Source organism: Leifsonia virtsii, assembly GCF_030433675.1.
GTDB lineage: Bacteria > Actinomycetota > Actinomycetes > Actinomycetales > Microbacteriaceae > Leifsonia > Leifsonia virtsii.
Map to the genome: position 1 here is coordinate 1064340 of NZ_JAROCB010000001.1, position 20615 is coordinate 1084954.

At 71.8% G+C, this 20615-nt stretch carries 21 protein-coding genes and 1 tRNA gene; 9 read left to right on the forward strand and 13 right to left on the reverse strand.

The features are described from left to right. Nucleotides 1–136: 136 nt before the first annotated feature. The 5 genes from P5G59_RS05140 to P5G59_RS05160 all read right to left on the reverse strand — a co-directional run bounded on the left by P5G59_RS05140 (nucleotide 137) and on the right by P5G59_RS05160 (nucleotide 5926). Nucleotides 137–898 (reverse strand): FHA domain-containing protein, encoded by a 762-nt coding sequence (locus P5G59_RS05140; RefSeq protein ID WP_301216637.1) that lies wholly within the window; start codon nucleotides 896–898, stop codon nucleotides 137–139. Next, the gene (locus P5G59_RS05145; protein WP_301216639.1) at nucleotides 895–2598 is read right to left on the reverse strand and encodes a serine/threonine-protein kinase; all 1704 of its coding nucleotides are present in this window, start codon (nucleotides 2596–2598) and stop codon (nucleotides 895–897) included. The genes P5G59_RS05140 and P5G59_RS05145 overlap by 4 nt, the downstream gene beginning before the upstream one ends. A gap of 5 nt (nucleotides 2599–2603) precedes the next feature. After that, nucleotides 2604–3905, reverse strand: coding sequence for an FHA domain-containing protein (locus tag P5G59_RS05150; RefSeq protein WP_301216641.1), 1302 nt, complete (start codon nucleotides 3903–3905; stop codon nucleotides 2604–2606). Nucleotides 3906–4043: 138 nt separating this feature from the next. Continuing rightward, nucleotides 4044–4862: a PP2C family protein-serine/threonine phosphatase gene (locus tag P5G59_RS05155; protein ID WP_301216643.1), complete on the reverse strand. Its 819-nt coding sequence runs from the start codon at nucleotides 4860–4862 to the stop codon at nucleotides 4044–4046. Continuing rightward, nucleotides 4859–5926: a TerC/Alx family metal homeostasis membrane protein gene (locus P5G59_RS05160; RefSeq protein ID WP_301216645.1), complete on the reverse strand. Its 1068-nt coding sequence runs from the start codon at nucleotides 5924–5926 to the stop codon at nucleotides 4859–4861. The genes P5G59_RS05155 and P5G59_RS05160 overlap by 4 nt, the downstream gene beginning before the upstream one ends. Nucleotides 5927–6197: 271 nt before the next feature. Between P5G59_RS05160 and P5G59_RS05165 the strand changes: the two genes are divergently transcribed. Beyond that, nucleotides 6198–6368, forward strand: a complete 171-nt coding sequence (locus P5G59_RS05165) for a KTSC domain-containing protein (protein ID WP_301216647.1) — start codon at nucleotides 6198–6200, stop codon at nucleotides 6366–6368. A gap of 78 nt (nucleotides 6369–6446) precedes the next feature. On the opposite strand, the gene P5G59_RS05170 is transcribed toward P5G59_RS05165, so the two are convergent. The 3 genes from P5G59_RS05170 to P5G59_RS05180 form a co-directional block, all read right to left on the reverse strand. After that, nucleotides 6447–6519: transfer RNA gene (locus P5G59_RS05170), tRNA-Glu, on the reverse strand. Nucleotides 6520–6602: 83 nt separating this feature from the next. Further along, on the reverse strand, nucleotides 6603–7514 hold the full coding sequence (locus tag P5G59_RS05175) for a diacylglycerol kinase family protein (protein WP_301216649.1): 912 nt from the start codon (nucleotides 7512–7514) through the stop codon (nucleotides 6603–6605). Nucleotides 7515–7577: 63 nt separating this feature from the next. Next, nucleotides 7578–9692: a heavy metal translocating P-type ATPase gene (locus P5G59_RS05180; RefSeq protein WP_301216651.1), complete on the reverse strand. Its 2115-nt coding sequence runs from the start codon at nucleotides 9690–9692 to the stop codon at nucleotides 7578–7580. Between the two features lie 86 nt (nucleotides 9693–9778). Between P5G59_RS05180 and P5G59_RS05185 the strand changes: the two genes are divergently transcribed. Both P5G59_RS05185 and P5G59_RS05190 read left to right on the forward strand, forming a co-directional pair. Further along, nucleotides 9779–10417, forward strand: coding sequence for an MBL fold metallo-hydrolase (locus P5G59_RS05185; RefSeq protein WP_301216653.1), 639 nt, complete (start codon nucleotides 9779–9781; stop codon nucleotides 10415–10417). Continuing rightward, on the forward strand, nucleotides 10414–11832 hold the full coding sequence (locus tag P5G59_RS05190) for a cryptochrome/photolyase family protein (RefSeq protein WP_301216655.1): 1419 nt from the start codon (nucleotides 10414–10416) through the stop codon (nucleotides 11830–11832). The genes P5G59_RS05185 and P5G59_RS05190 overlap by 4 nt, the downstream gene beginning before the upstream one ends. Before the next feature lie 49 nt (nucleotides 11833–11881). On the opposite strand, the gene P5G59_RS05195 is transcribed toward P5G59_RS05190, so the two are convergent. Then, nucleotides 11882–12145 (reverse strand): hypothetical protein, encoded by a 264-nt coding sequence (locus tag P5G59_RS05195; RefSeq protein ID WP_301216657.1) that lies wholly within the window; start codon nucleotides 12143–12145, stop codon nucleotides 11882–11884. Between the two features lie 66 nt (nucleotides 12146–12211). Between P5G59_RS05195 and P5G59_RS05200 the strand changes: the two genes are divergently transcribed. Continuing rightward, entirely contained in the window at nucleotides 12212–12412 is a 201-nt protein-coding gene (locus tag P5G59_RS05200; RefSeq protein WP_301216659.1) for a hypothetical protein, read from the forward strand. A gap of 63 nt (nucleotides 12413–12475) precedes the next feature. Continuing rightward, entirely contained in the window at nucleotides 12476–13237 is a 762-nt protein-coding gene (locus P5G59_RS05205; RefSeq protein WP_301216661.1) for a nuclease-related domain-containing protein, read from the forward strand. Between the two features lie 26 nt (nucleotides 13238–13263). Here P5G59_RS05205 and P5G59_RS05210 read toward each other — a convergent pair whose 3' ends face one another. Then, nucleotides 13264–14136, reverse strand: coding sequence for an alanyl-tRNA editing protein (locus P5G59_RS05210; protein WP_301216663.1), 873 nt, complete (start codon nucleotides 14134–14136; stop codon nucleotides 13264–13266). 73 nt (nucleotides 14137–14209) lie between these two features. Here P5G59_RS05210 and P5G59_RS05215 point away from each other — a divergent pair, with 73 nt between their 5' ends. Further along, nucleotides 14210–15175 carry a Dyp-type peroxidase gene (locus P5G59_RS05215; RefSeq protein ID WP_301216665.1) on the forward strand — a complete coding sequence of 322 codons (966 nt, stop codon included), beginning with the start codon at nucleotides 14210–14212 and terminating at the stop codon, nucleotides 15173–15175. Here P5G59_RS05215 and P5G59_RS05220 read toward each other — a convergent pair. After that, the gene (locus P5G59_RS05220) at nucleotides 15085–16035 is read right to left on the reverse strand and encodes an EamA family transporter (RefSeq protein WP_301216667.1); all 951 of its coding nucleotides are present in this window, start codon (nucleotides 16033–16035) and stop codon (nucleotides 15085–15087) included. The two genes, P5G59_RS05215 and P5G59_RS05220, sit on opposite strands and share 91 nt — an antisense overlap. Before the next feature lie 40 nt (nucleotides 16036–16075). On the opposite strand from P5G59_RS05220, the gene P5G59_RS05225 reads away from it, so the two are divergent. Both P5G59_RS05225 and P5G59_RS05230 read left to right on the forward strand, forming a co-directional pair. Then, the gene (locus tag P5G59_RS05225) at nucleotides 16076–16573 is read left to right on the forward strand and encodes a MarR family winged helix-turn-helix transcriptional regulator (protein ID WP_301216669.1); all 498 of its coding nucleotides are present in this window, start codon (nucleotides 16076–16078) and stop codon (nucleotides 16571–16573) included. An 89-nt stretch (nucleotides 16574–16662) separates the two neighbouring features. Then, nucleotides 16663–16944, forward strand: coding sequence for a hypothetical protein (locus P5G59_RS05230; protein WP_175339000.1), 282 nt, complete (start codon nucleotides 16663–16665; stop codon nucleotides 16942–16944). A gap of 122 nt (nucleotides 16945–17066) precedes the next feature. On the opposite strand, the gene sufU is transcribed toward P5G59_RS05230, so the two are convergent. After that, the gene (gene sufU / locus P5G59_RS05235; protein ID WP_301216671.1) at nucleotides 17067–17504 is read right to left on the reverse strand and encodes a Fe-S cluster assembly sulfur transfer protein SufU; all 438 of its coding nucleotides are present in this window, start codon (nucleotides 17502–17504) and stop codon (nucleotides 17067–17069) included. Then, on the reverse strand, nucleotides 17501–18793 hold the full coding sequence (locus P5G59_RS05240) for a SufS family cysteine desulfurase (RefSeq protein ID WP_301216673.1): 1293 nt from the start codon (nucleotides 18791–18793) through the stop codon (nucleotides 17501–17503). The genes sufU and P5G59_RS05240 overlap by 4 nt, the downstream gene beginning before the upstream one ends. 141 nt (nucleotides 18794–18934) lie before the next feature. Here P5G59_RS05240 and P5G59_RS05245 point away from each other — a divergent pair, with 141 nt between their 5' ends. Next, nucleotides 18935–20590 carry an HAD family acid phosphatase gene (locus tag P5G59_RS05245; RefSeq protein ID WP_301216675.1) on the forward strand — a complete coding sequence of 552 codons (1656 nt, stop codon included), beginning with the start codon at nucleotides 18935–18937 and terminating at the stop codon, nucleotides 20588–20590. Nucleotides 20591–20615 lie beyond the last annotated feature (25 nt).

The window sequence follows — 20615 nt, forward strand, 5'->3', positions numbered from 1 at the left end:
GAAACCAAAATCCTGATATCCCCCGGGCCGGAAACGCGTCAACGCTAACACGACCCCCCGGCAGGGGTGGAATGGGGAGCACTCCCCATTCCCGCCGGGCCACGCGCCTGTGCCGGTCGGCGGTGCACCTGGCGCGTCAGTCGTCCGCCCCACCATCGACTGGATCCGCAGCCTGGTCAAGGCGCGCGGCACCCCCCTCTAGGAGGGGCAGATCCTCGACGCCGACCAGGCGGGTCGTGACCGCGTACTCCACCAGCCGGGCGCGGCGGTTCGTCGCCAGCTTGCCCCGCCCGCCGCGCAGCCCGGCGACCCCGAGCTTGTCGAGCTTGTCGCACACGTTGTCCAGCTTGCGGTTGAAGGTGGTCATGCTCCACCCCAGCCGCTCCGCGGCCTCCGCCGAGGTCGGGATGGTGCCGCGCCCCGGGACCGCCTGCGTCAGCACGCCCTCCGCCAGCGCGACGATGAGCTGCCGCTGGCTGGTGGTGAGCGTGACCGGGAGCACGGTCGTCGAGCCGCCGGAGGAGTCGACCTTCACGGTGGTGTCGAAGTAGTCCTCGTCGCTCGTGATGGTGAAGTCGTAGGTCGTCGCGCCCGCGCTGAACATGACGTGCATGGTCTGGAACACGATCGGCAGCTTGGCGCCGGGGGCGAGCCAGGCCTGCATCGTCCCGGTCGCGTCGGTCACGGTGGCGGTCAGGAGGGTGCCGACGTTGCTCAGCCACCACATCCCGAAGTCGCGGCTGACGGTGAGGAACCGGCGGTGCAGGTAGGGGTTGTCGTCGATGGTCAGTTCGGCCTCGCGGCCGATGCCGAACTCGGCGTCGGGCTCGACGCGGTACAGCTCGCCGCAGTACTCCACGGTGAGCGGGGCTGCGGTGCCCTCCGTCGCGACGCTCACGGGGCGCACGCCTTCAGCTGCTCGGACGTGCGGCCGGCCCGCACCGTCGCGATGTCGATGCACACCGGCGCACCGGGCGTGATGCCCGTGACCGTGACCGCGGGCTGGTCGACGACGGCCGGCCCGTTCGTCGTGCCCTCCTGCAGCCAGGTGAAGCGGTCGTCCTTGCGCGGGTCCTTCGTCTTCCAGGTGAAGGTGGCACTGGTGCCGTCCGGCGCCCGAACCGCGGAGACCAGCACGGGAGGCGGCACGACGGTGACCGCGATGCCGCCGTCTCCGTCACCTCCGCCGTTCCCGGCCTGCGGGGTGCCCGGGGTCTGGGCGGGCGCGAGGACGCCGGCCAGGACGGCTGCCGCCACGCCCAGCACGATGACGGCCGCGGCGCCGGCGCCGATCCAGCCGAGCAGCCGCCGGCGCGGGTCGCGGGCCGGGGCGGCCTCCGCGTCCGTCGCCGCCTCGTCGTCGTGCTGCTCGGTCTGCGTGGGGCGCTGCCGGAGCACGGTGTGCTCGGGGACGCCCGCGGCGTCGTCCGACGCTCGGGGTGTCACCGGCACCACACCGCGGACGCGCGTCGGCTCAGGCGCAGGAGCGGACGGCGCGTCCGTCGCTTCGCGGACGGCAGGCGACGACGTTGCAGACGACGACTCCCCAGACGTCGGCGCGGGTGACGACGGGGCCGCCGGCGCGGGCGCCTGGGCGCGGATCGTCGCCACCGACCGCGCGCGCGTCTCCTGCTCCCCGCCGCCGTCGGCCGCCGGCGCCGGGCGGGCGTCGCCCAGGCTCAGGTTCGGGACGTCGATGCTGGTGGGCGCGAGGCCCAGCTCGAGCTCGACCCGCTGCAGGGCGCGCGCGAAGTCCACCGCCGACTGGTAGCGGTCCTCCCGCCGGGTGGCCATCCCTCGGCGCATCGCGGCGGTGAGCGAGGCGGGCACGTCGGTGCGCTCGAGCGGGGTGATCATCCCGCGCTCGATGCGTCCCATCAGGTCGAGGGTGCCGTTGGAGCGGCCGGGCACCTCGAACGGCGTGCGCCCGGCGAGCAGCGTGTACACGGTCGCGGAGAGAGAGAAGATGTCGCTTCGCACACCGGGGTCGGGATCGTCGGAGAACATCTCCGGCGGCGACCACGGCACGCTCAACCCGACGCTGCGGCTGCCGGAGGTCGCGGTGTCCGACGGCTCGCGGCGCAGCTCCGACAGCGTCGTCGTGTGCACCGGGAGCTCCTCCAGCGCCGACGCGATGCCGAAGTCGGTGAGCGCGGGCCAGCCGAGGGCGTTCGTCAGCACGTTCGCCGGCTTGATGTCGCGGTGCAGGATGCCGGCCGCGTGGGCGGTCGCGACTGCGCTCGAGAGCCTCACGCCGGTGCGAAGCGCATCCTCGACGCCGATCCGCTCGCGCTTCAGCCGGTCGGCGAGCGAAGGACCGGAGCAGTACTCCATGACCAGGTACGGCCGGTCGTCGCCCGCCACGCCGGCGTGGAAGATCGTCACGATGTAGGGATGGGCGGAGAGCCGCGCCATCACGTTCGCCTCGGCGACGAAGCGGGCGCGGGCGGTCTCGTCGACGCCGTCGGTCAGCAGCACCTTCACGGCGACGCTGCGCCGGGGCAGGTCCTGTTCGTAGAGGAACACGTCGGAGAACCCGCCCGACCCGAGCAGCCGGATGAAGTGGAAGCCGCCGAGCTCGGGCGGCTGCGACGCCATGCGCCTCATCCGGCGGCCTCGACGGTCAGCGTGGCGCCGCTCCCCAGGTCGATGACCGTGCCGAGCACCACGGTGGTCGGCTCGCCGCTGCGCAGCTTCTGCGGGGACTTGCCCGGCAGCACGATCATCGTGCCGTTCCGGGAGTGCAGGTCGGTGACCACGACGCTGTCCCCCTCGACCGCGACGGCCACGTGCGAACGGGAGATGTCGTCCTCGGCGCTCGTGAGAGTGACCGGCCGGGCGCCGCGCAGCGACGGAACGGCCGTCACACTCGGGGCGCGCCCGACCACGACCGGGGCGGACAGCGGCTCGCGCCGCCCGTCGGAGAGCAGCACCGCGAACGTCTGCGGGGCGGGGGCGGGCCCGGCATCGGACGCGTCGGGCTCGAACGCGGGGCGCTCCGGGAGGTCGCCGCTCATCACGGTCAAGCCGTCGTGGTCGCCGACGAGGCGGTCGGCGCCGGACGGGAACGAGTCGGTGATGAAGCCGGGGAGGTCGATCCGCGATGGAGCCGCCTCCTCGTCCGCCTCGGCGGGGCGGACGGCCGCCTCCTCCACGCTGCGGACCATCGTGGCGCCGAACAGGTGGTCGTAACCGGCCGGCTCCGCCGCGACGGCCGGCGCGGCGGCGGGCGCGGCGGGCGGGGTCTCGGGGACGTCGGCGATCGTCGCCTCCGGCACCCGCGTGTGAGGGTCGGGCTCGGCCGCAGGCTCCGGCTCGGGCTCGGTTCCGGGCTCGGGAAGCGGCGCATCGGCGAAGGGCTCAACGGCGGGACCGGCCACGATCTCCTCCGGCTCCGGCACGACCGCCGGAACAGCCTCCACCGGGCCCGTGTCGCGCTCGCGCTTCGGCGGCGCGGCGACGGTCGCGCCCACGTCCTCCGCCGTGACGGCCGGCGTCCAGCGCAGCGTCGACCCCCGCACCACGCCCTCCGTCAGCGGCAGCGTGGCGCCGGTGGCGGCGGGCCCGAGCGTCGCGGACTCCACCCCGGGCAGCTGCAGCTCGACCCAGGACGACACCCCGGTCGCCGCGACGACGCGCTCGCTGCCGCGCTCGGAGACGGACGCAAGGCCCGTCCCGCGGACCGCGAGCAGCGCGGTCTCGGCGGAGACGTCGATCAGGGCGAACGACGGCGTGCGGCTGAGCCCGTGCGCCACCAGGGCGTCCAAGGTCTCCGCGAAGCCGGCGCGCACCGCTGCGAGGAGGTCGCGGAGCCGCGCGGCGTCCGTCTCGGCCACCAGGAGCGCCCGTCCGCCGCCCGCGACGACCGCCCACTCCCCTGCTGCCGCCTGCTGAACCTCGAACACGGACGAACTACTCCCTCGGCTGCGTCTGTCCGACCCGCCGTCGTCGCACCACGATGGCGCCCACGATCGGTCTAGGTCACTTCCCCGCCGACGATTCAACCACGTCCTGCGCCGGGAGGTCGACGCGTGGGCCTGCGGTCAGCCGCGCGGGCGGGTGTCCTCGAGGTCGCGGCGACCGTCGTCGCCCGCCCGCTCGCGGGTGTCGACGGGCGGTGCCGCGTCCTCCCCGGTCGTCGACTCCAGCACGATCACGGTGATGTTGTCGTGGCCGCCCGCCTCGTTCGCGGCGTCCACCAGCGCCGACGCGGGGTCGGCGGGGCTCGTCGCCAGGATCTCGGCGATGCGCCGGTCGTCCAGCTCGCGGGTCAGCCCGTCGGAGCAGACGAGGAAGATCTGCCGCCCCTCCTCCGGGAGGAGCGTGGTGTCGGCGTCGACGAAGTCCTCGGCGCCGAGGGCCCGCGTGATGACGTTCCGCTCGGGGTGCACGGCGGCCTGCGCCTCCGAGATGAGGCCCGCGTCCACCAGCTCCTGCACGGCCGAGTGGTCGACGGTGATCTGGCGGAGCTCCCGGCCGTCCCAGGAGTAGACGCGCGAGTCGCCGACGTTGACGACCATCCACTGCTCGGCCGCGAGCTCCGGAACACGGACGCGGACGACTCCGGTGAGCGTCGTGCCTGCGACCGCGGCGCCGGACTCGTCGGCGCCGGAGAGCGCGCGGACGGCCGCGTTGGCCTCGTCGATCGCCCTGATCACCTCGTCCGGGGTCGGGCGGGTGCCCGCCTGCAGCGTCCGGGCGAGGCTTTCGACGGCCGTGCGGCTCGCCAGGTCGCCCCGGGCGTGACCGCCCATGCCGTCGGCCACCACGAACACCGGATCCTGCGCGAGCGCGCTGTCCTCGTTGACGTGCCGGACCGCGCCCGTGTCGCTGCGCACCGTCACGCCGACGAGAGAGCTCATGTTCGGGGGTCCTCCTGCGTGCCGTCGGCGGCCGCGTTCTCGGCCTCGACCTCTTCCGGGTCGTCGCCGTGGATGGCCTCGGCGACGCTGGTGCCGCTCATGCGCAGCTTCACCAGACTTGCAATCGTAGCGACAAGCATGGCACCCACGATGACCGCCAGCGACGTCCAGGTGCTGATGTCGGGCGCCCACTCGATGTGCTGGCCGCCGTTGATGAACGGCAGCTCGTTCTCGTGCATGGCGTGGAAGATCAGCTTCACGCCGATGAACGCCAGGATGAAGGCGATGCCGTACTTGAGGTACACCAGCTTGTCGAGCAGGTGGCCCAGCAGGAAGTAGAGCTGGCGCAGGCCCATCAGGGCGAAGACGTTCGCGGTGAACACGATGAACGGGCTCTGCGTGATGCCGAAGATGGCCGGGATCGAGTCGAGCGCGAACAGCAGGTCGGTCGTCCCGAGCGCGAGGAACACGATGATCAGCGGCGTGAACATGCGCCGGCCGTCCACCGTCGTGCGCAGATGGTTGCCCTCGTACTGGCTCGACACCTTCAGGTGCTTGCGGGCGAAGCGGATGAACCAGGAGTCCTGCTCGCCCTCGTCGTCGTGGCTGCGGAACGCCTGGTTGAACGCCGTCCAGAGCAGGAACGCGCCGAAGAGGTAGAAGATCGAGCTGAAGCTCGCGATCAGTCCCGCGCCGAGCAGGATGAAGACACCCCGGAAGATCAGCGCGAGGATGATGCCCACCATGAGCACCTCCTGCTGATACTTCCTGGGCACCTGGAACCTCGCCATGATGATGACGAACACGAACAGGTTGTCGATGCTCAGGCTGTACTCGGTCAGCCAGCCGGCGAGGAACTGGCCCGCGTGCTCCGCATCGCCGATCAGCAGCATCAGCAGCGCGAACAGCAGCGCCAGCGCGATGTAGAACGTGACCCAGAGCGCCGACTCCTTCGGGCTCGGGATGTGCGGCCGCTTGAAGATGATCAGAAGGTCGAAGGCGAGGATCAGCAGGAGGACGACGAACGAGCCGATCTCGAACCAGAGGGGCAGAGCGACGGTCACGGAGGAACCTTTCGAAGGGCAGCGGCAACGGCCGAAAGTCTCTCCCGCACCTCGCGGTGCCCCTGCGCCCGGGACCTCGCCGTTGGGATCCGTGATGACGTGCGCAGCGCCGGCCGTGACGCGGTCACCCGCAGCAGGCCGTCCGGGATACTCCCCTTCGCTTCCGACATCCTAGTTGCCCGGGCGGCGCCACCTCGACGGGGTAGGGTGCGGGCATGGAACGGGAGGCATTCGCGAGCTCGGTGATCGCGTCGGCGGGCTACGACGCGGGGTGCAGACGCTCGAGGTCGAGTTCGTCTCCGGCGAGGTCTACCGGTACCTGCTCGTGCCCCGCCGGGTGTGGCGCGAGCTGCGCACGGCGGAGTCGGCCGGCGCCTACTTCTCGGCGGAGATCCGCGGCCACTACCCCGACCAGTGGATGCCGCGCGGCGGCACGGTCTGAGCCGGCCCCGGACAAGCGGGAAGAGGGAAGCGAAAAGCCCTCCCGGACAGGTGTCTGGGAGGGCTTCTCGTGGTGTTGTGACCCCAGCGGGATTTGAACCCGCGTTACCGCCGTGAGAGGGCGACGTCCTAGGCCGCTAGACGATGGGGCCGTCTGGCAACTAGAAGATCATGCCACAGATGGGGGTGCGGTGCCAAAACGAGGCGTGCGTCCCGGGCGCGTCGCCGACGCCCGTCACACGAGCACCCGGAGGACGCCGGGGGCGACGGCGACCTCGATCGGAAGCGGCCCGATGCGCTCCCCGTCCGCATAGGCCACGATGCCCTCCGCGTCCACACGCACAGCGCTGACGGGGAGGGTCGTCACCTCCGGGAGGCCGGTGTGCTCGCCGCGGAAGACCGACGGGAAGACCCGCAGGAACCTCAGCCGCGACATCCGCCCGACGATGAACAGGTCGAGCAGGCCGTCGGCGAGGTCCGCGTCGGGCACGATCCGCATCCCACCGCCCAGGGAACGGTTGTTGGCGACCGAGACGAGCATGGCGTTCACCTCGATCAGCCGTCCGTCGGCGCGGATGCGGTAGCGCCGCGCCTTCAGTGTCGCCAGCTCGCGCAGCAGGGCGACCACGTAGCGGCTGCGCCCGCGGGGCCGGGTCATCAGGTTGGCGCGCTCGTTCACGATCGCGTCGAAGCCCGCCGACACCACGCAGCCGAACCAGGTGGTGAGCTCGCCGTGCCGGATGGTACCCGCGTCGATGGTGCGCGGCTCGCGCTGCAGAGCGGCGAGCAGGAGGTCGACGGCCGCCTCGGTGTCGCGGATCGGGATGCCGAGGCCGTCGGCCAGGTCGTTCCCGGTTCCGCTCGGGACGATGCCGAGCGGGGTGCCGGTGCCGGCGACGAGGTCGATCCCGAGGTTGGCCATGCCGTCGCCGCCCACGACCACCAGCGCGTCGGGCCGGTCGGTGTCGTCGTGCAGGGCGCGCGCGGTCTCGCGGCGCAGCAGCTCGATGTTGGCCTCGTCCATGGCGATGACGCGGTGCCCCGCCTCCCGCAGCCGCTCGACGACCCGGGGGCCGACCTCGCGACGGTGCCCGAACGACGCCATGGGGTTGACCGCGACGACGACGGTCCGCGCAGCAGCGGTCACAGCCACGATGATGGCACACCCGCCGTCCGCGGCCGGCGCCGCGCGCCGCTCAGGGGCGCGGCGTCAGAGGCGCAGGCGGCGGAGCAGCTGGGCGTTGAGGGCGACGACGATCGTGGAGACCGACATCAGCACCGCCCCGAACGCCGGGGAGACCACGATGCCCAGGCCGATCGCGACGCCCGCCGCGAGGGGCAAGGCGATGACGTTGTAGCCGGTCGCCCAGCCGAGGTTCTGCAGCATCTTGCGGTAGGTCGCGCGCGAGAGGGTGATGACGGCCGCGACCCCGCGCGGATCGCTGGAGGCGAGCACGACGCCGGCCGACTCGATCGCCACGTCCGTTCCGGCGCCGATGGCGATGCCGACGTCCGCCTGCGCCAGGGCCGGGGCGTCGTTGACGCCGTCGCCCACCATGGCGACCCGGGAGCCGTCCGCCTGCAGGCCGGACACCGTGGCCGCCTTGTCGCCGGGCAGGACCTCGGCGAACACCTCGGTGATGCCCAGCTCCGCCGCGACGGCGTCGGCGACCGCGCGGGAGTCGCCTGTCAGCATGGCGACCCGGACGCCGCGATCGCGAAGCGACCGGACGGCCTCCTTCGACTCCGGCCGGATGACGTCGGCGAGCGCGATCATCCCGGCGACGGCGTCGGCGCGGAGCACGTACACGACCGTCTGGCCGGCCGTGGCAGCACGATCGGCGGCGTCCTGGATGCTCGGCGGGGCGGTCAGGGACCGCTCGTCGAGGAGGCGCGGTGCGCCGACGACGACCGTCTCGCCTCCGACCTCTGCGGACGCACCTCGACCGCCCAGCGCCTCGAAGCCGGAGACGGGCTGCAGCGCGAGTCCGCGCTCCCGGGCGGTGCGGACGATGGCCGCGCCGATCGGGTGCTCGGCCGGGGCCTCCACAGCGGCGGCGAGCGCAAGCACGGCGTTCTCGTCGCCGTCGGCCGCGGCGACCGCGGCGACGCCCTGCCGCCCCTCGGTGAGCGTGCCGGTCTTGTCGAACAGGACCACGTCGACCCGGCGGGCGTCCTCCATCGCGTGCCGGTCGCGGATGAGGAGGCCGTGACGCGCCCCGAGGGCGGTCGAGATCTGCGCGACGAGCGGGATGGCCAGGCCCAGTGCGTGGGGGCAGGCGATGACCAGGACGGTGACCACGCGTTCGAGGACGAACCCGGGGTCGCCCGGGCGGAGGATCGCCCAGGTGATCAAGGTCAGGGTCGCGACGGCGAGCGCGACGTAGAAGAGCCAGGCCGCCGCGCGGTCGGCGAGCACCTGTGCGCCCGACTTGCTCGCCTGCGCGTCGGCGACCAGCTTCATGATCCCGGCGAGGGCGGTGTCCCCGCCCGTGCGGCCGACGCGGATCACGAGGGATCCGCTCCCGGAGATGCTGCCGGCGACGACCGGCTCCCCCGGCCCACGCGTCACGGGCTTCGATTCGCCGGTGAGGAGGGACTCGTCCAGCTCGCTCCGCCCGTCGACGATCTCGCCGTCCGCGGGCACGGCGGAGCCGGGGCGCACCCGGACCAGGTCGCCGACGCGCAGATCGGACACCGCCACGGTCTCCGGCTCTCCGTGCACGTCGGGCACCCGCTCCGCCGTGTCCGGCAGGAGCTTCGCCAGCTCCCCGAGCGCGTCCTGCGCACCCATGACCGCGGACATCTCGATCCAGTGCCCGAGGAGCATGATCAGGATGAGGGTCGCCAGCTCCCACCAGAAGTCCATTCCCGGCAGCCCGAGCGTCACGGCGAGGCTGTACCCGAAGGCGACGACGATCGCCAGCGAGATCAGCGTCATCATGCCGGGCTGCTTCGCGCGCAGCTCGTCGACCGCGCCGCGCAGGAACACGAGGCCGCCGTAGAAGAAGATCGCGATGCCGAACGCTGCCGGAATGTACTGGCTGCCCGGGAACCGCGGTCCGGACAGCCCGAGGACCTCCTGCAGTCCCGGCGAGAAGACCAGTGTCGGGATCGTCAGGACCAGCGTCAGCCAGAACTTCCGTCGGAACACCGCCGGGTCGTGCCCGGCATGCCCCGAGTGGTCGCCGTGCCCTTCGTGCCCGGCATGCTGCGAATGGTCCATGACCGCAGCCTGCTCCCCGTGGGCCGCGTGGTCGTGCGCCGTGTGGTCGTGCGCCGTGTGGCTCCCGGCGGTGGTCGTCCGCTCTTCGTTCTCGTCCATAACGGCTGCAACGGTACCCCTAGGGGGTATATTCCGCAATGGGGCGCTGCTTGCATGTCCTTCCCTTCCGGTATTTCCTAAGAGCCATGAGACTCACCAAGTTCGAGCACGCGGGACTTCAGCTGGAGCAGGACGGCCGGAAGCTGTTCATCGACCCGGGAAGCTTCACCTCCCCGCTCACCGACACCGCGAACACCGTCGCGGTCGTCATCACCCACGAGCACGCCGACCACTGGACTCCCGAACAGCTGACCCGGGTGCTCGACCTCTCCCCGGATGCCACGATCTACGGCCCGGAGGGCGTGGCCGCGGCAGCTGCGGACTTCGACATCCACGTCGTGCACCCCGGCGACAGCGTGGAGGCCGGCCCGTTCTCGCTGCGCTTCTTCGGCGGACGTCACGCCGTCATCCACGAGAGCATCCCGGTTGTCGACAACGTGGGCGTCCTCGTGAACGACACCCTGTACTACGCGGGCGACTCCTTCTTCGTCCCGGAGGGCGTGGAGGTCGACGTGCTCGCCGCTCCGGCCGGAGCACCCTGGATGAAGGTCTCCGAGACCATGGACTACGTGCTCGCGGTGAAGCCGAAGCGAGCCTTCCCCATCCACGAGATGGTGCTCTCCCGCGCGGGCAAGGACATGTCCAACGGCCGCCTCCAGTGGTCGACGGAGCAGAACGGCGGAACCTTCTACCCGCTGGAGCCCGGCGACTCCCTCGATCTGTGAGCCCTCGATCCGCGAAGACCGAGAAAGGCCACTCCGGCCCTGCGGTGGTGTGGTTCCGCGACGATCTGAGGATCGCCGACAATCCGGCGCTGTACGCCGCCTCCCGATCGGGTGCGCCCGTGCTCTGCGTCTACGTCTGGGATGACGAGTCCCCCGGCTTGCGGCCTCCGGGCGGGGCGGGCCGGTGGTGGCTCCACCACAGCCTCGCCGACCTTGCGGCCTCCCTCGAGCGCCTCGGAGGTGCTTTGACCGTGCTGCGCGGCCCGAGCGAGAAGGTGATCGGCGACCTGCTGCGCGAGACGAACGCCTCCGCGATCTTCTGGAACCGCCGCTACGGCGGCGCGGAGCGGCGCATCGACGCGGGCGTCAAGACCAGTGCGCGCGAGGCCGGGGTCGAGGCGAGCAGTTTCGGCGCATCGCTGCTCTTCGAGCCGTGGACCATCCGCACCGGCCACGGCACCGCGTTCTCGGTTTACACGCCGTTCTGGCGGGCCTGCCTCTCGGCCCCACCGCCGCGCAATCCCGGCCCCGCTCCGCGCTCTCTCGACGGGGCTCCGACTCCGCGTTCTGCGCGCGCCGTCAGCCTCGACGACCTCGGACTGCTTCCGACGCATCCCGACTGGGCCGGCGGCCTGCGCGAGACGTGGGCGCCCGGCGAGGCCGCAGCGCACAAGCAGCTCACCCGCTTCGTCGACGGCGACCTCGCGTCGTACACCGAGGACCGTGACGTCCCGGGCGTCGACGCGACCTCGCGCCTGTCTCCGCGACTGCGCTGGGGCGAGCTGAGCCCGCACCAGGTATGGCACGCCGCCCGGGAGAGGCGCGACCGCCACGCCGACCCGGCGACCGCCCGCAGCGCCACCACCTTCCTCGGCGAACTGGGCTGGCGGGAGTTCGCCTACCACACGCTCTTCGAGCACCCCGACATCGCGACCGTGAACATCCATCGTCAGTACGACTCCTTTCCGTGGGCCCGCCTGCACCCGAGCGTGCTGGAGGCCTGGCAACAGGGTCGCACCGGCATCCCGCTCGTGGACGCGGGAATGCGAGAACTGTGGACAACCGGGGTTATGCACAACCGGGTGCGCATGGTCGCGGCGTCGTTCCTCATCAAGAACCTGCTCATCGACTGGCGCCGCGGAGAGCAGTGGTTCTGGGACACGCTGGTGGACGCGGACCCCGCGAACAACCCGTTCAACTGGCAGTGGGTCGCCGGGAGCGGCGCCGACGCGGCGCCCTACTTCCGCGTCTTCAATCCGGAGCTGCAGCGCGAGAAGTTCGACCCGCACGGCGACTACGTCCGCCGCTGGGTGCCGGAATGGGACACCGAGGAGTACCCGGAGCCGGTCGTCGACCTGAAGGAGTCCCGGCGGGCCGCGCTCGCGGCGTACGACGTCGTCAAGGCGTCACGCTAGCCGCCGGTGCCGGCGGCCGGCGCCGGCGTCCGGCCTCAGCGGCGAGCCGTCAGCGCCCGTGCTCCGCGAGGATCTGGTCCACGTCGATGCGGCGGAGCAGGGCCTCCCAGTCGAGATCCCTCGCCACGTCGGCCACCTCCTCCTCGGCGAACACGCGCCCGCTCCGCTCGACCACGACGCCGGCGGGCAGCATCCGGTTGAGCTCGGCGAGGATGGCGTCGTCGACGGCCTCGGTGTCGAAGTCGGCGCCGACGCGGGCGAGGTAGTCGCCGGAGAGGGTGTACGACACGATCCCGGTTTCGATACGGCTCATGTGCCGCATGCTAGTCCGTCGGCCGTCGCCCTCGCACACCGGCGCCCGGCGCGTACAGTGCGCGGCATGAGCGACCGACCGGATGACACCCAGTCCCCGCACGCAGAGCCCCGCGACGCCGACGAACTGACCGACGCCGTCAGCGACCTCGGTGAGACAGACACCGATCGGCTGGAGGCCGTCCAGGAGCACAACGACTCCCTCGAGGAGCGCCTGCCCTCGCCGGACGACCTGCCGCGCACGCACGGCACCCCCGGCCAGGGGTAGTCGCCGCCGGCTGTCCCCGGCTGGGGACTGGGACCGACGACGCGCGCTCTGTACGTTTGCCGGGTGAGTGGACAGCGGATGCGCGACCGGGCCCCCGGTGCGGCGGTGATGGAGCAGGTCGTGCGGCTGCAGGCGTCCTCTCCCCCGCGCTCTCCGCTGGCCCGGGCGTTCGGCGTCCGGCCGCTGGCGGACGAGGCCCAGTCGTGGTTCTCCGGTGCGCTCGGCGAGCGGGAGGTCGGAGCCGCCCTCTCCCGGCTGCCCGACGGCTGGAGCGTGTTCCATGCGGTCCCGGTCGGTTCCGGCGAGGCCGATGTCGACCACCTGGTAGTGGGTCCGGGCGGTGTCTTCGTGATCAACACGAAGCGGCACCCCGGAGCCTCCCTGGCGATCTACGATCGTGCCGTACTCGTCAACGGCGTCAAGCAGCCCTACCTCCGCAACTCTGACCTGGAGGCGTCGCGGGTGCGCGGGCTGCTCGTGCGCGCAGGGCTCGACTCGCCCGTCCATCCCGTGATCGCGGTGGCCGGCGCGAAGGAGGTCCGCACCTACCACCAGCCTTTGCGGGCCGCGGTGCTCCGGGCAGAGACCCTGGTGCGCTGGTTGGCGCGCCGGCCCGCGGTGCTGGATGCGTACACCGTCGCGCAGGCCGCCCGCCTGTTCGACGACCCCGCGACCTGGCGCCCGCTTCCGGCCGAGTCCGACACCGCGGAGCGCTTCGTCGCGATCGAGCGCGAGGTGCGCAGTGCGCGACTGGTGCGCGCCGGCTGGGCGCTGGCGGGCGCCCTCGGGGCGGTGGCGGTGGCTCTGCCCTTCGTGACCCGCTGACCCGTCCCCTACCCTTCACGCTCCGCTCAGGCGGGTTCCGCCGTCGTGTGCATGGTGAGCCCGAGCGCACCCTCCGCCTCGGCGAGGTCAAGACGCACCGTCACGCGGGCGAGCTCGCCGAGGGAGTGCAGGTGCGTGCCGCCGCACGGGATCTCGACCGCCCCCTCGGGCAGCTCGGCCCGCCAGCGCCGGCGGTCGCCGAGACCCGACGCCTCGCGGACGATCGACACCGCGCCGCCGGTCGCGACCCACCCGGCCAGCAGCTCCGACGCCCGCGCCGTCACCTCGTCGAGCCGGGGAGCGAGCTCCGCTGCGGCGAAGCCCTTCTTGCGCAGGCTCTTGCCGATCCGGTACTCATCGACGGACCCGCCCTCCAGGATGCGCGAGCTGACGATCGCGAGCTGGTCGAAGTTCGGGTTGCCGCGGCCGTCGACCGAGATCTCCTTGGTCCACAGGTCCGCGAGCGCCTCGTTCAGCGCGAGCGATGCGAGGTGGCACGCCGTGTGGCCGGCCGACAGCGCCTCACGGCGTGCGGCGCCCACTCTGACCGCGACGGGCGTCCCCTCCGCGAGGCCGGTCGCGTCGTCGACCAGGTGGCAGACGACGAAGGCCCAGCCCTCGGTGCCGGTGCGGACCGGCGCGTCGCCCACGTGGAGGACCGAGCCGTCCGTCGCGCCGACCACGGCATCCACCACCGGGTAGGACCGGTCGCCCGAGACGAGCTCGCCGCCGTCCGCAGGCTGGTCGGGCCACACCGGGTCGACGGGATGGAAGGCCGTTCGGTCGAGGAGGACGGCGGTGCGCCCGTCCGCCAACGGTTCCAGGTGCACGACGACGCCGGTCGAGGTGAGGTCGCCGTCCGGGTAGGTGACGGCGGTGTCGATGCTCGGGAGACTCATCCCTCCAGCCTAGGCGGAGGACTTGGGGGTTCCCGGGTGGCGACCGTGGCCGCCGGTACGGCACGATGGCGTCATGGCGAACACCGGCGACCAGCCCTGGCAGCGCGTCCCCATCGATCCGCAGAGCGTCGACGCGCCGCTGTCGCGCGCCGCCGTGTTCCTCGTGGTGACCGTGAGCGATACCCCCGAGGCCCTCGCGACGGCGAAGGACGTGCTCAGCGGGATGACCGACCTGGTCAAGACCGTCGGCTTCCGCGACCTGGGCGCCCGGCTGTCGTGCAACGTCGGCATTGGCTTCGACCTGTGGCGTCGGCTCACGGACTCGCCGCCGCCGCGCGAGCTGCATCCCTTCCGGGAGATCGTCGGTCCCGTGCACACGGCGGTGTCGACCCCCGGCGATCTGCTGTTCCACATCCGGGCGGAACGCGGCGACTTCACGTTCGAGTTCGAGCGGCAGCTGCTGGACGGGCTCGGCGACGCCGTGCAGGTGGTCGACGAGGTGACCGGCTTCCGCTACTTCGACGCGCGCGACCTGCTCGGCTTCGTCGACGGCACCGCCAACCCGGCCGGCGGCGACATGGCGGGAGCCACCACGGTGGGCGACGAGGACCCGGAGCACGCGGGCGGCAGCTACGTCGTCGTGCAGAAGTACTTGCATGACCTCTCGTCCTGGAACCGCCTCCCGGTCCCGTCGCAGGAGGGGGTGATCGGGCGCACGAAGGTGGAGAACATCGAGCTGCCCGACGCCGAGCACGGCCAGAAGTCGCACAAGACGCTGGCGACGATCGTGGACGAGACGGGCGTGGAGCACGAGATCCTGCGCGACAACATGCCGTTCGGGCGGCCGGGGCAGGCCGAGTTCGGGACGTACTTCATCGGCTACTCGCGAGCCCTCTGGGTGATCGAGCGGATGCTGGAGCGCATGTTCGTGGGCGATCCGGAGGGCAGCTACGACCGGATCCTGGACTTCTCCACCGCGGCGACCGGGTCGACCTTCTTCGCGCCGACGCGCAGCTTCCTGGAGTCCCTCGGCGACTGACCGGCCGGCGGGCGCAGGCGACCGGCGGCGATGCCCGCCAGCACGATCCCGAGCCCGAGGAGCTGGCGGAGGGTGAGCAGCTCGCCGGCGACGATGGCGCCGAGCACCACCCCGGTCACGGGGTTGAGCAGGCCGACGAGCCCGACCGTCCCGGCCGGAAGATGCCGGAGTCCCGCGAACCAGACGACGAAGGCCAGCGCGGTCGCGACCACCGTGACGTAGGCGAAGCCCAGCACGGCGGCGGCATCGAGGGCAGGAGGAGCGCCCTCGACGAGCAGGGCGAACGGCAGCATCAGCAGGCCTCCGGCGAGGAGCTGCCAGGACGTGGACGCCACCAGATCGACGCCGCCCCACCGCGTCGCGAGCGCGAAGCCGGTGGAGGAGGCGATCAGGGCGACCACCGCGAGGAGTACCCCGATCGGATCGATCGGTCCGTCGCCCCCGAACAGCATGAGGGCGACCCCCGCGATGCCGGCGACTCCCCCGGCAAGGGCGACGGCCCGGGGCCGCTGGCCCAGCACGATGCGGGCGGCGGCCATCATCACGAGCGGCGAGGCCGCCATCACCGTCGCCGCGATGCCGGACGGCAGGCGCTGCGCCACCGCATAGACGAGAGCGAAGAAGCCGCCGGTGTTGAGGATGCCGAGGACCGCGGAGCGCCACCACCACCGTCCGCGCGGCAGCTTCCTGCTCAGCACCAGCAGCAGCACGCCTGCCGGCAGTGCCCGGATGACGGCGCCCCACAGCGGCTCAGCCGGCAGGACGGCGCGGGTCACGACGTAGGTCGAGCCCCAGGCGACGGGCGCGATCGCGGTGACGAGCATCCATCGCCAGGCGCCTCGCGACGAATTATCTTCCACGGAAACTACTTTAGCTTCCCTGGAAGGTAAAGTGAAGGGCATGAAGACAGAACCCGACGCCGTCGCGCGCATCCAGGCGGAGTGGCGGCGCGAGCGACCCGACCTCGACAGCTCTCCGCAGGGCGTGATCGGGAGGCTGCACCGGGTCGCCGCGCGGCTCACGACCGAGCTGACCACCGTCTACGAAGCGCATGGGCTGGCAGAAGGCGACTTCGACGTGCTCGCAACCCTCCGCCGTGCGGGTGCACCCTACGAGCGCACGGCGGGTGAGCTGGCCGAGCGCACGATGATCACGACCGGGGGCATGTCGAAGCGCATCGACCGCCTGGAGCGCGCCGGTCTGGTCACACGCCGGTCCTCCGAGGTGGACGGCCGCGGACGGGTCATCCGGCTGACGGAACGCGGCCGGGAGACGATCGACGCGGCCGTCACCGACCACCTGGCGAACGAGCGCCGGCTGCTCGACGAGCTCGACCCGGCCGACGCGGCGGCGCTCGAGCGCATCCTGACCGAGTGGCTCGCACGCCTCGGCGGATGACCGGTTCCGTCGACCGTTCGCGCAGGCTTCGCAACAGGTCGTCATCTTCATGGCGAGGGGATGCGGCCGCGCGGTACAAACGGTCGATCATGTCGCGCATCTTCACGAGCAAGTTCAACCCGGGGCGGGCCCGCTGGGAGCTGGTCGTCAGCCCTCAGGGGGACGTCTACGCGTTCCCGCTCACCCTTCCGATCGCCCAGCGGCAGGTGCTCGGCGGGCATCGACGCTACCTCGTCGGCCGCGTCACCCGCGGCGGTCAGGCGTGGACGGCCGCGGGACCCTCCGGCCTGGTCTACGGGACGACGTTCCCGTCGCTGCCGTCCGCCCTCGAGGCGATCGCGGACGAGGTGGACCTGGCGCCGGTCCCCTGAAGCCCATGCACTGACGCGCGTTGCGCGACTGCGGCGCCGCGGAACGACTGCGGCGGGTCGCGCGGGCGCAGTAGTTCCGAGGGGACGCAGTCGCGTGCGACGACAGGCGGGATCGCGCGGGGTCAGGCGGACTTGAGGAGCGCGTCCTCGAGGGCGACCCAGGGCAGCATCGCGCACTTCACGCGCGTGACGTACTTGGAGACGCCGGCAAGCGCCACCGCGTCGCCGAGCAACTCCTCATCACCCTCCAGCGTGCCCTTCGAGTGCATGAGCTCGCGGAAGGCGGCGATGGATGCGGCCAGCCGCTCGCGATCGACGTGCTCGACGAGATCGCTCAGCAGGGAGGCGGACGCCGTCGAGATCGAGCAGCCGTGGCCCTCCCAGGCGATGGCAGCGATGCGGCCGTCCGACCCGGTGCGAACGCCGACGGTGACCTCGTCGCCGCAGGTCGGGTTGTACTGATGCGAACTGGCCGCCTCGTCGCCGGCGAGCCCGTACCCGTGCTTCTCCCGGGCGTGGTCGAGGATGACCTGCTGGTAGAGGTTCTGCAGGTCGGTCATCGGGCCCCTCCCGTCGTGGCGACGCCGAAGAACACGCGCGCGTCGGCGATGGCGGCGACGGCCGCATCCACCTCGTCCGCGGTGTTGTAGAGGTAGGTGCTGATGCGGGTGCTCGCCGTCGCATCGAAGCGGCGGTGGACGGGCTGCGCGCAGTGGTGACCCACCCGGACCGCGATGCCGCGGTCGTCGAGGAACTGGCCGACGTCGTGCGCATGGATGCCCTCGACGACGACGCTGGCGAGCCCGACGCGCGGAACACCGGGGCCGGGGCCGAGGATGCGGACGCCCTCCAGCTCGCCGAGGCCGGCGAGCAGTCGCTCGCCGAGCGCCTCCTCGTGCGCTGCGATCGCGGACATGCCGACGGCGTCGAGATAGTCGACCGCGGCCGCGAGGGCGACCGCCTGGGAGACACGCTGGGTGCCTGCCTCGAAGCGCTGCGGCGCCGGAAGGTACTCGGCGCCCTCCAGCGTCACCTGCGTGATCATGGAGCCGCCGGTGAGGAAGGGCGGCAGCGCGTTCAGCAGCTCGCTGCGACCGTAGAGCGCCCCGATGCCCGTGGGCCCGAGCATCTTGTGGCCCGAGAAGACGGCGAAGTCCACATCGAGGGCCGGGAGGTCGACCGCGAGGTGCGGGACGGACTGGCAGGCGTCCAGGACGACGACCGCGCCGTGCTGATGCGCGAGGGCGACCAGCTCGGCCACCGGGTTGAGGCCGCCGAGGACGTTGGAGACGTGCGCGAACGCGACGACCTTGGTGCGCGGTCCGATCAGCTCGGCCGCCTGGTCGAGGCGCAGTCTGCCGTCGTCGCTCAGGCCGATCGCCCGAAGCGTGGCGCCGGTGCGCGCGGCGAGCTCCTGCCACGGGATGAGGTTGGCGTGATGCTCGGCCTCCGTGACGACGATCTCGTCACCCGGCCCGAGGCGGAACCGCTCCGCGGCCGCGCCACCGCGCCCGAGGGACGCGTTGGACATCGCGTAGGCGAGCAGGTTCACCCCCTCGGTCGCGTTCGAGGTCCAGACCAGCTCTTCCGGCTGCGCGCCGACGAAGCGGGCGACGCGGGCGCGCGCCTCCTCGAACAGCTCCGTCGCCTCGCCCGCCACCGTGTGGGCGCCGCGGTGCACCGCGGACGTGTACCGCTCGGCGAAGGCGCGCTCCGCGTCGAGCACCTGGCGCGGTTTCTGCGACGTCGCCCCGGAGTCGAGATAGACGAAGGGGTGCCCGTTCACCTCGCGGGAGAGGATCGGGAAGTCCGCGCGGAGGGCGGCCGTGTCGAGGGTGTCGGTGCGCATACGGTCCACAACGCTACCGGGGTCCACTTCAATCCCGCTGAGTGTTGCGACGCCGCCATGCTTTCGTCCCGGCCGCTCTGCCGCTAGGCTGCCCCCGTCCCCCGAACAGGGGCAGACTCCTGCGATCGTGAAGGTGCGCCGATGTCTCATACTCCCTCCTCTCCCTCCCGCCTGCGGCGCGCGCTCGTCGGCGCTGCCGGCGTCGCCGCGCTCGCGCTCGGCGTCGGACTCGCGGACGCCCCCGCCGCCGTCGCGTGGGATCCGGGCCACGGCGACGCCGCCCTGACGCCGCGCACGTCGTTCACGATGGCCCCGGACGGCTCGAGCGGCGCCACCCAGGGCGGCGAGGGCATCCCGAACATCGACTCGGTGAAGAAGACCATCGCCACGTACTACGGCGACCCCGGCACCGGCATCGCGAACAAGACCGACTCGCCCTACATCCGCGACCTGGGCGGCATCCTCGGCAAGGAGAAGGCGGAGCTGAAGCGGGACTACGACCGCGCCGTCCGCCACGGCCAGAAGCCTGCGATCGTCTTCGACGCCGACGACACCACGCTCTGGACGTACGACATGGAGGTGGCGGACATGCACTTCACCTTCAACCCCACCGAGCAGAACGTCTGGGTTCAGGACCAGCGGTTCCCCGCGACGCCCGGGATGGTCGACTTCGTCAACCAGGCGCAGGCCATGGGCTACACCGTGTTCGGTCTGACGGGTCGCAACGACGGCCAGAAGGACGCCACCCTCGGCAACCTGGCGAAGGTCGGCTACACCGCGTTCACGGCGGGCCGCTTCTACACCAAGTGGACGGGGACCGGCGCCTCCCAGCAGCCGTCGTACATCACCTGCGCCACCGCGAGCTGCACGACGGTCGAGTACAAGGCCCTGACGCGGAAGCACATCCAGGACCTCGGCTACACGATCACGCTCAACGTCGGAGACCAGTGGTCCGACCTGCAGGGCGGCTACGCCGAGCAGGAGCTGAAACTGCCAAACCCCACGTACTACCTGCCGTCGCCCGACCTGCCGGGCGTGAACGAGCCGCAGCTGTCGCCGCGCACCCACTTCTCGATGGCCCCGGACGGCTCCAGCGGCGCCACCCAGGGCGGCGAAGGCATCCCGAACATCGACTCGGTGAAGAAGACCATCGCCACGTACTACGGCGACCCCGGCACCGGAATCGCGAACAAGACCGACTCGCCCTACATCCGCGAGCTGCGCTCGATCGTGCAGCGCCAGGCGCCCGTGGTGGCGGCGCAGTGCTTCGTGGAGAGGAAGCTGCACAAGAACCCGGCGATCGTGCTCGACACCGACGACACCACGCTCTGGACGTACGACATGGAGGTGGCGGACATGCACTTCACCTTCGACCCGGTCGAGCAGAACGTGTGGGTCCAGGATCAGCGCTTCCCGGCCACTCCGCAGATGACCACGCTGGCGGCCGTCGCCCAGAAGGCGGGCTGCACACTGATCGGGCTGACCGGACGGAACGACGACCAGAAGGCGGCGACGCTCGGCAATCTGGCGAAGGTCGGGTACACGGGCTTCACCGCCCAGAACTTCTACACCAAGTGGACGGGGACCGGCGCCTCCCAGCAGCCGTCGTACATCGCGTGCGCCACGGCGAAGTGCACGACGATCGAGTACAAGTCGCAGACCCGGAAGCACATCGAGTCGGCCTCGGGAGGCCGCTATGACATCGTCGCGAACTTCGGCGACCAGTACAGCGACCTGATCGGCGGGTACGCCGACCGGACCGTCAAGCTGCCGAACCCGACCTACTACCTCCCGTGACCTCCGCGCTCGGCCGTGCCCGGGC

Coding starts and splice junctions, on each gene's coding strand:
- P5G59_RS05145 (WP_301216639.1), bottom strand. CDS start 2,598: ATGGCGTCGCAGCCGCCCGAGCTCGGCGGCTTCCACTTCATCCGGCTG.
- P5G59_RS05155 (WP_301216643.1), bottom strand. CDS start 4,862: ATGAGCTCTCTCGTCGGCGTGACGGTGCGCAGCGACACGGGCGCGGTC.
- P5G59_RS05180 (WP_301216651.1), bottom strand. CDS start 9,692: ATGGACGAGAACGAAGAGCGGACGACCACCGCCGGGAGCCACACGGCG.
- P5G59_RS05185 (WP_301216653.1), top strand. CDS start 9,779: ATGAGACTCACCAAGTTCGAGCACGCGGGACTTCAGCTGGAGCAGGAC.
- P5G59_RS05195 (WP_301216657.1), bottom strand. CDS start 12,145: ATGAGCCGTATCGAAACCGGGATCGTGTCGTACACCCTCTCCGGCGAC.
- P5G59_RS05200 (WP_301216659.1), top strand. CDS start 12,212: ATGAGCGACCGACCGGATGACACCCAGTCCCCGCACGCAGAGCCCCGC.
- P5G59_RS05210 (WP_301216663.1), bottom strand. CDS start 14,136: ATGAGTCTCCCGAGCATCGACACCGCCGTCACCTACCCGGACGGCGAC.
- P5G59_RS05215 (WP_301216665.1), top strand. CDS start 14,210: ATGGCGAACACCGGCGACCAGCCCTGGCAGCGCGTCCCCATCGATCCG.
- P5G59_RS05225 (WP_301216669.1), top strand. CDS start 16,076: ATGAAGACAGAACCCGACGCCGTCGCGCGCATCCAGGCGGAGTGGCGG.
- P5G59_RS05230 (WP_175339000.1), top strand. CDS start 16,663: ATGTCGCGCATCTTCACGAGCAAGTTCAACCCGGGGCGGGCCCGCTGG.
- sufU (WP_301216671.1), bottom strand. CDS start 17,504: ATGACCGACCTGCAGAACCTCTACCAGCAGGTCATCCTCGACCACGCC.
- P5G59_RS05240 (WP_301216673.1), bottom strand. CDS start 18,793: ATGCGCACCGACACCCTCGACACGGCCGCCCTCCGCGCGGACTTCCCG.
- P5G59_RS05245 (WP_301216675.1), top strand. CDS start 18,935: ATGTCTCATACTCCCTCCTCTCCCTCCCGCCTGCGGCGCGCGCTCGTC.